At 63.5% G+C, this 13,638-nt stretch carries 17 protein-coding genes; 2 read left to right on the top strand and 15 right to left on the bottom strand.

Annotated features, from left to right (window positions below; translation table 11 throughout):
* The first annotated feature begins 3 nt into the window (after positions 1-3).
* A complete protein-coding gene (locus tag H597_RS31580; RefSeq protein WP_051293914.1) occupies positions 4-882 on the top strand; it encodes a DUF2785 domain-containing protein in 879 nt (292 codons plus the stop codon).
* Between the two features lie 79 nt (positions 883-961).
* Positions 962-2,857 carry a DUF885 domain-containing protein gene (locus H597_RS0119100; protein ID WP_028103550.1) on the top strand — a complete coding sequence of 632 codons (1,896 nt, stop codon included), beginning with the start codon at positions 962-964 and terminating at the stop codon, positions 2,855-2,857.
* A 43-nt stretch (positions 2,858-2,900) separates the two neighbouring features.
* On the opposite strand, the gene tatC is transcribed toward H597_RS0119100, so the two are convergent.
* The 15 genes from tatC to murA form a co-directional block, all read right to left on the bottom strand.
* Positions 2,901-3,659 carry a twin-arginine translocase subunit TatC gene (gene tatC, locus H597_RS0119095; protein WP_028103549.1) on the bottom strand — a complete coding sequence of 253 codons (759 nt, stop codon included), beginning with the start codon at positions 3,657-3,659 and terminating at the stop codon, positions 2,901-2,903.
* Positions 3,660-4,160, bottom strand: a complete 501-nt coding sequence (gene tatB / locus H597_RS0119090; protein WP_028103548.1) for a Sec-independent protein translocase protein TatB — start codon at positions 4,158-4,160, stop codon at positions 3,660-3,662.
* Between the two features lie 6 nt (positions 4,161-4,166).
* A complete protein-coding gene (tatA, locus tag H597_RS0119085; RefSeq protein WP_028103547.1) occupies positions 4,167-4,400 on the bottom strand; it encodes a Sec-independent protein translocase subunit TatA in 234 nt (77 codons plus the stop codon).
* A 72-nt stretch (positions 4,401-4,472) separates the two neighbouring features.
* Positions 4,473-4,847, bottom strand: coding sequence for a histidine triad nucleotide-binding protein (locus H597_RS0119080; RefSeq protein ID WP_028103546.1), 375 nt, complete (start codon positions 4,845-4,847; stop codon positions 4,473-4,475).
* 2 nt (positions 4,848-4,849) lie between these two features.
* Positions 4,850-5,179 (bottom strand): phosphoribosyl-ATP diphosphatase, encoded by a 330-nt coding sequence (locus H597_RS0119075; protein ID WP_028103545.1) that lies wholly within the window; start codon positions 5,177-5,179, stop codon positions 4,850-4,852.
* Positions 5,176-5,601 carry a phosphoribosyl-AMP cyclohydrolase gene (hisI, locus tag H597_RS0119070; RefSeq protein ID WP_028103544.1) on the bottom strand — a complete coding sequence of 142 codons (426 nt, stop codon included), beginning with the start codon at positions 5,599-5,601 and terminating at the stop codon, positions 5,176-5,178. The genes H597_RS0119075 and hisI overlap by 4 nt, the downstream gene beginning before the upstream one ends.
* Positions 5,602-5,618: 17 nt before the next feature.
* Positions 5,619-6,380 (bottom strand): imidazole glycerol phosphate synthase subunit HisF, encoded by a 762-nt coding sequence (hisF, locus tag H597_RS0119065; RefSeq protein ID WP_028103543.1) that lies wholly within the window; start codon positions 6,378-6,380, stop codon positions 5,619-5,621.
* 5 nt (positions 6,381-6,385) lie between these two features.
* Positions 6,386-7,150: a 1-(5-phosphoribosyl)-5-[(5-phosphoribosylamino)methylideneamino]imidazole-4-carboxamide isomerase gene (gene hisA, locus H597_RS0119060; RefSeq protein ID WP_028103542.1), complete on the bottom strand. Its 765-nt coding sequence runs from the start codon at positions 7,148-7,150 to the stop codon at positions 6,386-6,388.
* A gap of 16 nt (positions 7,151-7,166) precedes the next feature.
* On the bottom strand, positions 7,167-7,808 hold the full coding sequence (hisH, locus tag H597_RS0119055; protein ID WP_028103541.1) for an imidazole glycerol phosphate synthase subunit HisH: 642 nt from the start codon (positions 7,806-7,808) through the stop codon (positions 7,167-7,169).
* A gap of 21 nt (positions 7,809-7,829) precedes the next feature.
* Entirely contained in the window at positions 7,830-8,420 is a 591-nt protein-coding gene (gene hisB / locus H597_RS0119050) for an imidazoleglycerol-phosphate dehydratase HisB (RefSeq protein WP_028103540.1), read from the bottom strand.
* A gap of 21 nt (positions 8,421-8,441) precedes the next feature.
* Positions 8,442-9,548, bottom strand: coding sequence for a histidinol-phosphate transaminase (gene hisC, locus H597_RS0119045; protein WP_371850738.1), 1,107 nt, complete (start codon positions 9,546-9,548; stop codon positions 8,442-8,444).
* Positions 9,548-10,435: a DNA-methyltransferase gene (locus tag H597_RS31575; protein WP_051293913.1), complete on the bottom strand. Its 888-nt coding sequence runs from the start codon at positions 10,433-10,435 to the stop codon at positions 9,548-9,550. The genes hisC and H597_RS31575 overlap by 1 nt, the downstream gene beginning before the upstream one ends.
* Entirely contained in the window at positions 10,432-11,736 is a 1,305-nt protein-coding gene (gene hisD, locus H597_RS0119035) for a histidinol dehydrogenase (RefSeq protein ID WP_028103538.1), read from the bottom strand. The genes H597_RS31575 and hisD overlap by 4 nt, the downstream gene beginning before the upstream one ends.
* Entirely contained in the window at positions 11,736-12,383 is a 648-nt protein-coding gene (gene hisG / locus H597_RS0119030) for an ATP phosphoribosyltransferase (RefSeq protein WP_028103537.1), read from the bottom strand. The genes hisD and hisG overlap by 1 nt, the downstream gene beginning before the upstream one ends.
* A complete protein-coding gene (gene murA, locus H597_RS0119025; protein ID WP_028103536.1) occupies positions 12,380-13,633 on the bottom strand; it encodes a UDP-N-acetylglucosamine 1-carboxyvinyltransferase in 1,254 nt (417 codons plus the stop codon). Before murA ends, hisG begins: the two co-directional genes overlap by 4 nt.
* Positions 13,634-13,638: the final 5 nt, after the last annotated feature.

Below are 13,638 nucleotides of genomic sequence, written 5' to 3'. Positions count from 1 at the left end.
AAGATGCACTTGATCATCCGAACCGCCATGGCATTCGCCCTGGCCCTGCCTGGACTCGCAGCGGCAGCCGGCAACTGCCCCGCCGACGCGCTGCGCGAAGCCAAGGCCGCCAAATGGCAGGTCGACGACGGCGCCAAGCGCCAGGCGCTGGCCCTGCAAGCCGTCGCCTGCCTGGCGTCCCCCGATCCGGTCGAACGCGACGAGCTGGCGTTTGAAGCCTTGCAGGCGTGGATGCGCGCCGGCAAGCTCGATACCGCCACGGTGCAGGAATTGCGGATGCGCCTGAGCGCGCAGCTGCTTGCCCCCGACCCCGAAGGCTTTTCACGCCCGTTCGCGGCGCTGGTGCTGGCCGACGTCGCGCGCGTGGACCGCGTCCAGCCCTTCCTGACGCCGGAGCAGCGCAGGCAATTGGTCGGTGCCGCTGCGGACTACCTGCGCGCGGTGCGCGACTACCGCGGCTTCGACGAAAAGCAGGGCTGGCGCCATGGCGTCGCCCACGCCGCGGACATCATGCTGCAGCTGTCGCTCAATCCGGCCCTGGGCCGTGCGGAACACGAACAGATGCTGTCCGCCATCGCCAGCCAGATCGCACCGGAAGGCGAACATTTCTACCATTACGGCGAAGGCGAGCGCCTGATGGCGCCGATCTTCTACCTGTCGCGCGCCAGGACGCTGCAATGCAGCGACTGGGACAACTGGTTCAGCCGCCTTACGGCGCCTGCGCCAGCGGCCGGCAGCCGCCAGGCGGCGCTGGCGCGCTTCCATAATCTGAAATCATTCCTGCAGCCGCTGTATATCAATCTCGGCGAAAGCAAGGACGAGACGCAGCGCAACTGCCTCAAGCCGCTGATACTGCGCGGTTTGAACCAGGCGGCAAAATGAACCATCCGCCCCACGCCGGGGCGCGCGCCATACCCGGCTTGTGATAATCTCGCACGCTGCACTAGTAAGAGGTTGAATTATGATGAAGACCAAAATCGCCCTTGCCGCGATGATGTTGAGCCTGGCCCTCGCGCCAGCCGACGCCGCGGCAAAGGCCAGGAAAACCACGACGGCGGCCAAAACTGTCGTCAGCAAGAAATCCGGCGGCAAAGGCAAAGCGGCCGCCTCCTCCAAGTCCGCCAAGGGCGGCAAGTCCAAGGCGCAGAAAGCGACTACGGCAGCTGCCGCCAAGCCCCTGCCACCGGAACGCCGGCAGGACAAGGCGTTCGACGGCCAGGCCGGCCAATTCCTCGGTGCGCTGTGGCGCATCGATCCGGAAACCGCCATCTCGGTCGGCAAATACGACACGGCCGCCCAACTCAGTATCCCCGACCAGGCCTACCGCGACCAGCAACTGGCCTTCATCGATGAATGGCTGGCGAAATTCGCCAAAGTCGACGTCAAACAGCTTTCGCCGAAACAGCGCACCGATCTCGGCCTGCTGCAGAACAAGCTCAATTCCGACCGCTGGTACCTGACCACGTTCCGCGAATGGGAGTGGAATCCGTCGCTGTACAACATCGCCAGCCCGATCGATTTCGTACTGAACACCGAATACGCGGCCAAGCCGCAGCGCCTGCGCACCCTGCTGCGCCGCATCGCCGGCGTCCCCGCCTATTACGAGGCGGCGCGCAACAGCATCAAGAATCCCACGCGTGAACACGTGAAGCTGGCTATCGACCAGGCGCCAGGCGTGCTGACCGTGCTGGCCGACCTGGACAAACAGGCCCAGGATTCGATCCTGAACGCGAACGAAAAGAATCTGTTCGCGCAGCGCATCGCAGCGGCCAAGACCGCCGTGGAGGCTTATGCGGCCTGGCTCGGTGAACTGGACAAGTCGCTCGCCGTCAGCGGCGCGCGCTCCTTCCGCATCGGCAAGGAGCTGTACGAAGCCAAGTTCGGCTTCGACATCCAGGCCGGCAGCAATGCGGAACAGACTTACCAGAAAGCGCTGGCGACCCGCGAGCAGCTGCTGTCGAATATGGACCGCATCGCGGACGAACTGTGGCCCAAATACCTGGCCGACCAGGCCAAGCCTGCCGACCGCTTCGCCAAGATCGGCATGATGATCGACAAGCTGTCCATCAACCACGTGCCGCGCGAACAATTCTTCCCCGAGATCCGCCGCCAGATCCCGCTGTTGCAGGATTGGGTGAGCAAGAACAACCTGCTGACGCTGGACCCGAACAAGCCGCTGGTGGTGCGTGAAACACCGGCCTACCAGCGCGGCGTGGCCGGCGCCAGCATCGAAGCGCCCGGCCCGTATCGCCCGCAGGACCGCACCTACTACAACGTGACGCCGCTGGACGACGCCACGCCGGAGCAGGCCGAATCCACGCTGCGCGAGTACAACCACTGGATCCTGCAGATCCTGAACATGCACGAGGCGGTTCCCGGCCATTATGCGCAGCTGGTGTACGCCAACAAGTCGCCTTCGATCGTGAAGTCGATCTTCGGCAACGGCGCCATGGTGGAAGGCTGGGCGGTCTACAGCGAACGCATGATGCTGGAATCGGGCTACGGCAACAACGCGCCTGAAATGTGGCTGATGTACTCGAAGTGGAACCTGCGCAGCGTCACCAACACCATCCTCGATTACAGCGTGCACGTGCTGGACATGAACGAGCAGCAGGCGATCGACCTGTTGACGCGCCAGGCCTTCCAGACGCCGGCCGAAGCAAAAGAGAAATGGCGCCGCGCGCAGCTGACCTCCGTGCAGCTGGCCAGCTATTTCTCCGGCTTCTCGGAAATTATGGAACTGCGCGAGCAGCGCCGTGCCGCCCTGGGCAGCAAGTTTTCGCTCAAGGAATTCCACGAAGACTTCCTGAGCTACGGCAGCGCGCCGGTGCGCGTGATCAAAGAGTTGATGCAGTAAGCGACAGCGCCCTTGAGCATGCTCAAGGGCTCGTCCCCCTCCTTTAGTCCGCCTTTTCTTCAGGCGCCGTGGTGGCCTTGACGAACATCGGCGACAGGATCACGCCAATCTCAAACAGCAGCCACATCGGGATCGCCAGCGAGAACTGGCTGACGATATCCGGCGGGGTCACAATGGCGGCGATCACGAACGCAGCCACGATCACATAGCCGCGCCATTCCCTGAGCTTGGTGACCGAGACCAGTCCCATGCGCACCAGCACCACCACCACCACCGGCACCTCGAAAGCGCAGCCGAAAGCCAGGCACATCGACATGACGAAGTCGAGGTAATTTTCAATATCCGGCATCACGGCAATCGAGCTCGGCGACACCTGGTTGATGAAGGCGAACACCTTGCCGAACACCAGGAAGTAGCAGAATGCCACGCCCGTCATGAACAAGGTGGAGGAGGCGATGACCAGCGGCGCCACCAGGCGTTTTTCATGCTGGTACAAGCCCGGCGCCACGAACGCCCACATCTGGTACAGCACCCAGGGCAGCGACAGGATAAAGCCGAACAGCAGCATCACCTTCATCGGTACCAGGAAGGGCGAGATCACGCTGGTGGCAATCATCTTCGAGCCCGCCGGCATGGCGGCAATCATCGGCGCGGCGATCAGGTCATAGATCTTGGACGGGCCGATGCCAAAGCCAATCAGGGCCGTCATCACCGCGATGCCGATGCTGGCCTTGACCAGACGGTCGCGCAGCTCAACCAGGTGGCTGATGAAAGTCTCTTCGGCGGGTTCTTGTTGACTCATTTAGAAAAACGATGCGGTGTTGCGGCTGCCGGGGCGGTGGCGCTTCATGCGCGCCGCGCCGGAGATGACGTGGGTGCGGACGCCGGCCTGCTGCTTGTACCACAGCGGCACCGCTGCATTGCGCACCACGCGCTTGCGGCGGAAGTCCCTGGCCTTGCGGGCGATGTCGTCGTTGGTCGGGGTGTACAGGTTCAGCGCCGGGGCCGCCGAAGAATCCTGGTCGCGCAGCGCCGCCTCCACCTCGCGCATATCCTTGCCGATGGAGTTTTCCATCTCGTCCTTGAAGGTGCTGGCGGCTTCCTCGGCCTGCTTGCGCAGGTTTTTCAGCTCATCCAGCTCCATTTCGCGCGAGACTTCGGATTTGACGTCGTTCAGGTAGCGCTGGGCGCGGCCGTACAGCGTCCCGGCCATGCGCGCCACCTTGGGCAGCTTCTCAGGACCGATGACGACCAGGGCCACTACCCCGATGACGGCGATTTTGGTAAGACCGAGGTCGATCATTGCTGATTACTGCTTGGTCTTTTCCTTGGCTTCCACGTCGATGGTGCCCTTGTCGGTCACCTGGGATGGCGGCGTTGCCGGCGGGGCTGGCTTCTCTTCGTCCGCGCCCTTCACGCCATCCTTGAAGCCCTTGACGGCTTTGCCCAGGTCGGAGCCGATATTGCCCAGTTTCTTGGTGCCGAACACCAGCATCACGATGACGAGGACAATCAGCCAGTGCCAAATGCTAAAGGAACCCATTACACAACCCCTAAAAAATCGTTAGTTTGAACAGTATACGCGATGCGCACACCGTCATGTGCTTGTCATCACCTAGGTCCGCATGCCGCGCCATGGACGCGGGCCGCCGTACAGGTGCATATGCAGGTGGTACACCTCCTGGCCGCCATCCGGACCGCTGTTGATCAGGGTCTTGTAGCCGCGCGCCGGCGTGCCATCCGCTTCATAGGCGACAGCGATGTCATGCTGCTCCGCCAGCTGCGGCACCAGCGCCAGCATCTTGCCCAGCAGGGGCGCGTGCTCCGGCTTGCAGTCGGACAGGGTCGACAGGTGCAGTTTCGGAATGATGAGCAAGTGCACCGGCGCGGCCGGGTTGATGTCCTTGAACACCATCAGGTCTTCGTCTTCATGCACAACCGCCGCGGGGATCTGTTTCGCTGCAATCTTGCAGAACAGGCAATTTTCCACGTTTATTCCTTACGAGATGCTTTTTCTTCCAGGCCGGACAGGCCTTCGCGGCGCGCCAGCTCATCGAGTACCTGCTGCGGCGTCAAGCCGAACTGCGCCAGCAGCACCAGCGAATGGAACCACAGGTCGGCGCATTCGTACAGCACTTTCGACGCATCGCCGCTGGCGCGGGCGTCCTTGGCCGCCATCACCGTTTCGGTGGCTTCTTCGCCGATTTTTTTCAGGATCGCGTCGTCGCCCTTGGAAAACAGCTTGGCGACATAAGAGGACGACGGGTCGCCGCCCTTGCGCGATTCGATGGTGGCCGCAACGCGGTCCAGTACATTGCTCATCTCTTTGCTTCCGCGTAAATCTCTTCGGGGTCTTTCAGAACCGGCTCGGTATTCTGCCAGTCGCCATTCTCGAACTTGTTGAAGAAGCAGGAGTGGCGCCCGGTGTGGCAGGCGATATCGCCTTCCTGCTCGATCTTCAGCAAGATCACGTCTTCATCGCAATCGAGGCGGATTTCCAGCACCTTCTGCACGTGGCCGGACTCTTCGCCCTTGTGCCACAGCTTCTTGCGCGAGCGGCTCCAGTAGACGGCTTCACCCAGCTCCACAGTCTTGTAGAGCGCATCCCGGTTCATCCACGCGAACATCAGCACGTCGTTGCTGCCGGCCTCCTGCGCGATGACAGGTACCAGGCCATGCTCGTCCCACTTCACCTTGTTCAGCCATTTGGCTTTGGCGACATTCGCCGCAATTGCGGTAGCCATTGTGAGTTCCCCGAAGTTTAAGAAAGGCGCATGGGAATGCCCTGCGCCGCCATGAATTGCTTGGCTTCCTGCACCGTGTGCTGGCCGTAGTGGAAGATGCTGGCTGCCAGCACCGCATCGGCATGGCCCAGCTTGACGCCGTCGGCCAGGTCCTGCAGGCCGCCCACGCCGCCCGAGGCGATCACCGGAATGTTGACCGCATCGCTGACCGCGCGGGTCAGGCCCAGGTCGAAGCCGGACTTGGTGCCGTCGCGGTCCATGCTGGTCAGCAGCAGTTCGCCGGCGCCCAGCTCGGCCATCTTCCTGGCCCACGCCACGGCATCCAGGCCGGTGGCGTGGCGGCCGCCATGGGTGAACACTTCCCACTTGCCCGGCGCCACGTTCTTGGCGTCGATCGCCACCACGATGCATTGGCTGCCGTGCTTTTGCGAAGCGTCATACACCAGCTGCGGGTTGCTCACGGCGGAAGTGTTCATGCTCACCTTGTCGGCGCCGGCGTTCAGCAGGCGGCGCACGTCGGATACCTGGCGCACGCCGCCGCCCACGGTCAGCGGGATGAAGACTTGCGAGGCCACGGCTTCGATGATGTGCAGGATCAGGTCGCGGTTGTCGCTCGACGCGGTAATGTCGAGGAAGGTCAGTTCGTCCGCGCCCTGCTCGTCGTAGCGGCGGGCGATTTCCACCGGGTCGCCGGCGTCGCGCAGCTCGGTGAAATTGACCCCTTTTACAACGCGGCCATCGGTCACGTCGAGGCAGGGGATGATGCGTTTAGCCAGCATAGTCTTTACTCGGAAAGTTCGTCGGCGCGTTCCTGCGCCGACGCCAGGTCCAGCGTGCCTTCATAGATCGAGCGGCCGCAGATCACGCCTTCGATGCCTTCGTCCTGCACTTCGCACAGGTCTTCCACGTCCTTGATGGTGTGCAGGCCGCCGGAGGCGATGATGGGAATCCGCACCGCCTGCGCCAGGCGCACGGTGGCTTCGATATTCACGCCGCCCATCATGCCGTCGCGGCCGATGTCGGTGTAGATAATCGATTCGACGCCGTAGCCCTCGAACTTCTGCGCCAGGTCGATCACCTCGTGGCCGGACATCTTGCTCCAGCCGTCGGTCGCCACCTTGCCGTCCTTGGCGTCCAGGCCGACGATGATGTGGCCGGGGAAGGCGCCGCAGGCATCCTGCAGGAAGCCGGGGCTCTTCACGGCGGCGGTGCCGATGATGATGTAGCTGATGCCGTCGTCCAGGTAACGCTCGATGGTGTCGAGGTCGCGGATGCCGCCGCCCAGCTGCACCGGGATCTCGGGCAGGTCGAATTCCGCGGCATAGTCCTGCACCGCCTGGAGGATGGCTTTCACCGCGCCTTCATTCTTCGGCTTGCCGGCGAAGGCGCCGTTCAAGTCCACCAGGTGCAGGCGGCGCGCGCCCTGTTCCAGCCAATGGCGCGCCATTTTCCCAGGGTCGTCGGAGAAGACGGTCGCATTTTCCATATCGCCCTGTTTCAGGCGAACGCAGTGACCGTCCTTGAGGTCGATAGCAGGAATGAGCAGCATGATGTTGTTCTTGAAGTTAAGGATTCCAGTGGATGAAATTTTTGTACAGTTGCAGGCCGGTGGCGGCGCTCTTCTCTGGGTGGAACTGTGTGGCAAAAATATTGTCGCGGGCGACGGCGCAGCAGAACGGCTGGCCGTACATGGTCTCGCCGACGCTGTGCGCATCGACTGCCGGCTGCGCGAAGTAGCTGTGCACGAAGTAGAACCAGGCGTTGTCGGGAATGCCTTCCCACATCGCATGCGGTGCGCGCTGGCGCACCTGGTTCCAGCCCATCTGCGGCACCTTGAAGCGCGAACCGTCTTCCTGCAGCTGGCCGTCCAGCTGGAAGCGCACCACCTTGCCGGGCAAAAGCCCCAGGCCGGGCGTGTTGCCGCCTTCCTCGCTGGCGTCGAACAGCATCTGCTCGCCCACGCACACGCCCATCATGGGCTTGGACGCGGCGGCGCGCATCAGCGCCTCCTGTACGCCCGATTCGCGCAGGCTGGCCATGCAGTCGCGCATGGCGCCCTGGCCGGGCAGGACGATACGCTCGGCGGCATCGATGGCGGCGGGATCGCCGGAAATCAGCACGTCGGCTTCGGGCGCGACCGCGCGCAATGCCTGCGCAACCGAGCGCAGGTTACCCATGCCGTAATCGACTACTACGATTTTTTTCATGTCAGTCAGCCGTAGTTGTCGTTACAGGCTTCCTTTGGTGGACGGGATGGCGCCGGCAGCGCGCGGATCGAGCTCGCTGGCCATGCGCAGTGCGCGGCCGAACGCCTTGAACACGGTCTCGCACTGGTGGTGCGCATTGGTGCCGCGCAGGTTATCGATGTGCAGCGTGACGCCCGCATGGTTGACGAAGCCGCGGAAGAATTCCAGCGTCAGGTCGACGTCGAAGCCGCCGATCATCGCGCGGGTGAACGGGATGTGGTATTCGATGCCCGGGCGGCCGGAAAAATCGATGACGACGCGCGACAGCGCTTCATCCAGCGGCACATAGGCGTGGCCGTAGCGGCGGATGCCCTTCTTGTCGCCGATGGCCTTGGCGATCGCCATGCCGAGCGTGATGCCCACGTCTTCCACCGTATGGTGGTTGTCGATATGGGTGTCGCCGCTGGCTTCGATATCGAGATCGATCAGCCCGTGGCGGGCGATCTGGTCCAGCATATGGTCGAGGAAAGGCACGCCCGTGTTCAGCTTCTGGGCGCCGGTGCCATCGAGGTTGATGGCAACGCGGACCTGGGTCTCGCTGGTGTTGCGAGTGATTTCTGCGGTGCGGTTCATGAAAAGCTCTTGGGTTTCGCTTTAGGCAGCCAGCGCGGCCTTCAGGCCGTCCAGCATGATTGCGTTTTCCTCGGGCGTACTGACCGTGATGCGCAGACAGTTGGCCAGTACATTGTGCATTCTACCCACATTTTTGATCAATACCTTGCGCTCGAGCAGTTTGGCGTGGGCCTGCTCGGCGTTCGGTACACGAATGAGGATAAAGTTTGCGGCCGAGGGGAAAACGTTGACACCCGGCAATTTCGCCAGTGCATGCGACAACTCACTGCGCTGTTGGCGCAGCAGGGCGGCCTGTTCATTCAGCACATCGAGGTGATCGAGGCAGAATTCGGCGGCGGCCTGGGTCAGGACATTGACATTGTAGGGTGGACGGATCTTGTCGAATTGCTCCAGCAGGGCCGGGGCGCACGACATATAGCCGAGGCGGATGCCCGCCAGGCCAAGTTTCGACAGGGTGCGCATGACGATCAGGTTGGGAAACTCGGGCAGGCGGCCCATGAAGCTCTGTTGCGCAAATGGCTCATATGCTTCATCGACCACGCACAGGCCCTGCTCGCCCAACGCGGTGATGACTTGTGCGATCGCGCCGGCGTCGAACAGGTTGCCGGTCGGGTTGTTCGGGTAGGCCAGGAAGACCAGGGCGGGCTGGTGCTGTGCGATCGCCGCCAGCATGGCCGGCAGATCGAGCGTCAGGTCGGCCTTCAGCGGCACGCCGACGAAATCCATGCCGGCCACCATGGCGGAGCGCTGGAACATCACGAAGGAAGGCGCCGGCGCCAGCATCACGGCGCGCCGGCCTTCCGCCGGCTGCAGCGCGCAGGCTTGCGCCATGATGGCGATCAGTTCGTCCGAGCCGTTGCCCAGCATGACGTCATAGCCTTGCGGCACGCCCAGCTTGGCGCGGATGCGCTGCTTGATGCTGTCGTAGCTGGCGACCGGGTAGCGGTTCAGCGCCACGCCGGCGATGCGGTGCGCCAGTGCATGATGCAGGTGGCTCGGCAGCACATAGGGATTCTCCATCGCATCCAGCTTGATAAATCCGCTGGCATCCGGCACATGGTAGATGTGGTCGGAACGCACATCCTGGCGGATCGTATTGGCGATAAGGCTGTCGAGGGACATCTGCATTACTCCTGTTCCAAGGCCTCGTTCGGGACAGGCGCCAACTTTGGCCTGCGCCCCCTGCGAGGAGGTGGTGTCTGACCCTGCGGGTCGGACGGGACGGCCAGTCCGGCCGGTTTACCGGTTTCCAAAAGCGCCTCCAAGCGCCTCCGGGCCACGTCGCAATACTCCGGATTCAACTCAAAGCCGACAAAATTCCTGCCGCAGCGGCGCGCGGCGACGGCGGTGGTCCCGCTGCCCATGAACAAATCCATCACCACGCCGTCCGGCGGGCAACTGGCCTTGACCATGCGTTCGATAATTTCCAGCGGCTTTTGCGTCGGATGATCGACCCGTTCCGCATGCTCCCGGTGCAGGCGCGAAACGCTCCACAGGTCCTTCGGGTTGTAGCCCACTTCCAGCCATTTCGCGCCGACGAAAATCGAACGCGAACGGGCCTTCTTGGTCGCGGCGTCGTACGGGATGCGCACCGCGTCCAGGTCGAAGTAGTAATCCTTGCGGCGCACGAAGAAACCGATCGTGTCGTGCACCGACGAAAAACTGCGGGTGCTGCCGCCCATGGAGGGCACGCGGCGGTCCCAGATGATTTCATTCATCATCGTCATGCGCTTTTTCAGCATGACGAAAATCTCCGGCGAGAAGCGCCAGGTCAGGAAAATATACAGGCTGCCGTTCGGCTTCAGCTTGGGCAGGGCCGCGTCGATCCACGCCTCGGTCCATGCCAGGTAGTCGTCGACCGTCTGCTGGTCCGACGCATTGCCGTAATCCTTGCCCAGGTTGTAGGGCGGATCGGTCAGGATCAGGTCGACGGCACCGTCCGGCACGCGCGCCAGGCCGGCCATCGCGTCCTCCTGGAAGACCTGGTTCATCCAAGGCTGGGACGAATTCGTCATTTCAGGCGCAGCTCCGCGCTGCGGGCGTGCGCTTGCAAGCCTTCGCCGTAGGCCAGTTCGGCCGCGACCTTGCCCAGCGTCTGTGCGCCCGCTTCACTCACATGGATCACCGAAGAGCGCTTCTGGAAGTCGTACACCCCCAGCGGGGACGAGAAGCGCGCGGTGCGCGATGTCGGCAGCACGTGGTTCGGGCCGCAGCAATAATCGCCCAGCGACTCCGACGAGAAGCGGCCCAGGAACAGGGCGCCCGCGTGGCGGATCTGCTCGGCCCATTGCTGCGGGTTCTCAGCCGAAATTTCCAGGTGCTCGGCGGCGATGCTGTTGGCGATGGCGCAGGCTTCCGCCATGTCGCGCACTTTCACCAAGGCGCCGCGGTCGCGCAGCGAAGTTTCGATCACAGCCTTGCGCGGCATGCCCGGCAACAGCTTGGCGATGCTGGCCTCGACGCGCGCGATGTACGCGGCATCCGGGCACAGGAGAATGGCTTGCGCCAGTTCATCGTGCTCGGCTTGCGAGAACAGGTCCATGGCGACCCAGTCCGGATCGGTGGTGCCGTCGCAGATCACCAGGATTTCGGACGGACCGGCGATCATGTCGATGCCGACGGTGCCGAACACGCGGCGCTTGGCCGATGCCACATAGGCATTGCCCGGGCCGACGATCTTGTCCACCGGCTCGATGGTCTCGGTGCCGTGCGCCAGGGCGGCCACCGCTTGCGCGCCGCCGATGCCGATCACGCGGGTCACCCCGGCGATGGCCGCGGCGGCCAGCACCATCTGGTTTTTCACGCCGTCCGGTGTCGGAACGACCATGATGATTTCCTGCACGCCTGCGACCTTGGCCGGCACCGCGTTCATCAGCACCGACGATGGATAGGCAGCCTTGCCGCCCGGGACGTAGATGCCCACGCGATCCAAAGGCGTGATGCGCTGGCCGAGTACGGTGCCGTCGGCTTCCGTGTAGCTGAAGCCTTGCAGCGCCTGCTTCTGGCGCACATGGAAGGCGCGGATGCGCTCGGCCGCGGTCTGCAGCGCACTGCGTTGCGCGGCAGGCAGCGCAGCCAGCGCACTCTCGAGCTCCTGCTGGCCGATGTCGAAATCGGCCATGCTCGCCGCGCGCATGCGGTCGAAGCGGTTGGTGTATTCCAGCACGGCCTGGTCGCCGCGCGCACGCACGTCGGCGATGATCTTCGCCACCGCGCCTTCGATCGCGTCGTCGGTTTCGGCTTCAAAGGCCAGCAACGCATCGAGCGTTTCCTGGAAGTCGTCTTGGGTGGAATCAAGTTTGCGGATCATGACCATTACGCTTTCGCCAGCGAGGCACGTTCAAATGCTTCGATAATCGGTTGCAGGCGCGCCCGCTTCATTTTCAGCGCGGCCTGGTTCACCACCAGGCGCGAGGAGATGTCCATGATCTCCTCCACTTCCACCAGGTTGTTGGCGCGCAGCGTGCTGCCGGTGGAAACCACGTCGACGATCGCGTCCGACAGGCCGACCAGCGGCGCCAGCTCCATCGAGCCGTACAGCTTGATCAGGTCGACGTGCACGCCCTTCTTGCCGAAGTGCTCGCGCGCGATCGAGGTGAATTTGGTGGCCACGCGCAGGCGCGCGCCCTGGCGCACCGCGCTCTCGTAGTCGAAACCGGCGCGCGTCGCCACCGACATGCGGCATTTGGCGATATGCAGGTCCACCGGCTGGTACAGGCCCTCGCCGCCGTGTTCCAGCAGGACATCCTTGCCCGCCACGCCGAAGTCCGCCGCGCCATGCTGCACATAGGTCGGCACATCGGATGCGCGCACGATCAGTACGCGAATGCCGGGGTCCGAGGTGGGCAGAATCAGCTTGCGGGAGGTGTCCGGATTTTCGGTGACGGTGATGCCAGCCGCTTCCAGCAGCGGCAGCGTGTCTTCGAAGATCCGGCCTTTCGACAGGGCGAGGATTATATTCATGATCTGATACGGGTGATATTGGCGCCCACGGCGGACAGCTTGACTTCCATGCGGTCGTAGCCGCGGTCCAGGTGGTAGATGCGGTCGACCAGGGTTTCGCCCTTGGCGGCCAGGCCGGCGATCACCAGCGAAGCGGAGGCGCGCAGGTCGGTCGCCATCACCGGCGCCCCGATCAGCTGCTCGACGCCATCGATATACGCGGTGTTGCCGTCGATGGAAATCTTCGAGCCCAGGCGGTTCATTTCCTGCACGTGCATGAAGCGGTTTTCGAAGATGGTCTCGGTGACGCGGCTGCTGCCGTTGGCGATCAGGTTGACGGCCATAAACTGCGCCTGCATATCGGTCGGGAAGCCCGGGTATTCGGTGGTGCGGAAGGTCACCGGGTTCGGGCGCTGGTCCATCTGCGCGCGGATCCAGTTGTCGCCCACCGTCAGCTGCACACCCATCTCGCGCAGCTTGTCCAGCGCCACGTCGAAGATATCGGTGCGGGTGTTGCGGATCGTGATGTCGCCGCAGGTTGCGGCAACGGCGCACAGGAAGGTCGCCGCTTCGATACGGTCGGAGATCACGGCATGCTTGGCGCCATGCAGCGCCGGCACGCCCTGGATCACCAGGCGGTCGGTGCCGATGCCGTCGATCTTCGCGCCCATGGCCACCAGCAGGTGCGCCAGGTCGGTCACTTCCGGCTCGCGCGCGGCGTTCTCGAGGATGGTCTCGCCTTCGGCCAGGGTCGCCGCCATCAGCAGGTTCTCGGTGCCGGTCACGGTGATCATGTCGGTCACGATGCGGGTGCCCTTGAGCTTCTTGCACTTGGCGTAAATGTAGCCGCCGTCGATGCTGATCTCGGCGCCCAGCGCCTGCAGGCCCTTGATGTGCTGGTCGACCGGACGCGAACCGATGGCGCAGCCGCCCGGCAGCGACACCTTGGCTTCGCCGAAGCGCGCCAGCAGCGGGCCCAAGACCAGGATCGATGCGCGCATGGTCTTCACCAGCTCATACGGCGCTTCGTATTTGTCGATCTTGGCGCCGTTCAGCGTGACCTTCTCGCCGTCCTGCTCGACCGACAGGCCGGTCTGGCGCAGCAGCTTGAGCATGGTGGCCACGTCGTGCAGCAGCGGCACATTGGTCAGCTCCAGGTCGCCCGCGCTCAGCAGGCCCGCGCACAGGATGGGCAGGGCGGCGTTCTTGGCGCCGGAAATCTTGACGTCGCCGACCAGGCGCTTGCCGCCGGTGATAAGCAGTTTGTCCATATTCT

The sequence above is a fragment of the Pseudoduganella violaceinigra DSM 15887 genome (genome assembly GCF_000425385.1).
Classification (GTDB): domain Bacteria; phylum Pseudomonadota; class Gammaproteobacteria; order Burkholderiales; family Burkholderiaceae_D; genus Rugamonas; species Rugamonas violaceinigra.
Note: the sequence above shows the minus strand (reverse complement) of the source record. Positions and strands in the feature narration are given on the sequence as shown.

Excerpts from the sequence above, each read along its gene's own strand:
- H597_RS31580 (WP_051293914.1), top strand. The coding sequence starts at position 4 with ATGCACTTGATCATCCGAACCGCCATGGCATTCGCCCTGGCCCTGCCT.
- H597_RS0119100 (WP_028103550.1), top strand. The coding sequence starts at position 962 with ATGATGAAGACCAAAATCGCCCTTGCCGCGATGATGTTGAGCCTGGCC.
- tatC (WP_028103549.1), bottom strand. The coding sequence starts at position 3,659 with ATGAGTCAACAAGAACCCGCCGAAGAGACTTTCATCAGCCACCTGGTT.
- tatB (WP_028103548.1), bottom strand. The coding sequence starts at position 4,160 with ATGATCGACCTCGGTCTTACCAAAATCGCCGTCATCGGGGTAGTGGCC.
- tatA (WP_028103547.1), bottom strand. The coding sequence starts at position 4,400 with ATGGGTTCCTTTAGCATTTGGCACTGGCTGATTGTCCTCGTCATCGTG.
- H597_RS0119075 (WP_028103545.1), bottom strand. The coding sequence starts at position 5,179 with ATGAGCAATGTACTGGACCGCGTTGCGGCCACCATCGAATCGCGCAAG.
- hisI (WP_028103544.1), bottom strand. The coding sequence starts at position 5,601 with ATGGCTACCGCAATTGCGGCGAATGTCGCCAAAGCCAAATGGCTGAAC.
- hisF (WP_028103543.1), bottom strand. The coding sequence starts at position 6,380 with ATGCTGGCTAAACGCATCATCCCCTGCCTCGACGTGACCGATGGCCGC.
- hisA (WP_028103542.1), bottom strand. The coding sequence starts at position 7,150 with ATGCTGCTCATTCCTGCTATCGACCTCAAGGACGGTCACTGCGTTCGC.
- hisH (WP_028103541.1), bottom strand. The coding sequence starts at position 7,808 with ATGAAAAAAATCGTAGTAGTCGATTACGGCATGGGTAACCTGCGCTCG.
- hisB (WP_028103540.1), bottom strand. The coding sequence starts at position 8,420 with ATGAACCGCACCGCAGAAATCACTCGCAACACCAGCGAGACCCAGGTC.
- hisC (WP_371850738.1), bottom strand. The coding sequence starts at position 9,548 with ATGCAGATGTCCCTCGACAGCCTTATCGCCAATACGATCCGCCAGGAT.
- H597_RS31575 (WP_051293913.1), bottom strand. The coding sequence starts at position 10,435 with ATGACGAATTCGTCCCAGCCTTGGATGAACCAGGTCTTCCAGGAGGAC.
- hisD (WP_028103538.1), bottom strand. The coding sequence starts at position 11,736 with ATGGTCATGATCCGCAAACTTGATTCCACCCAAGACGACTTCCAGGAA.
- hisG (WP_028103537.1), bottom strand. The coding sequence starts at position 12,383 with ATGAATATAATCCTCGCCCTGTCGAAAGGCCGGATCTTCGAAGACACG.
- murA (WP_028103536.1), bottom strand. The coding sequence starts at position 13,633 with ATGGACAAACTGCTTATCACCGGCGGCAAGCGCCTGGTCGGCGACGTC.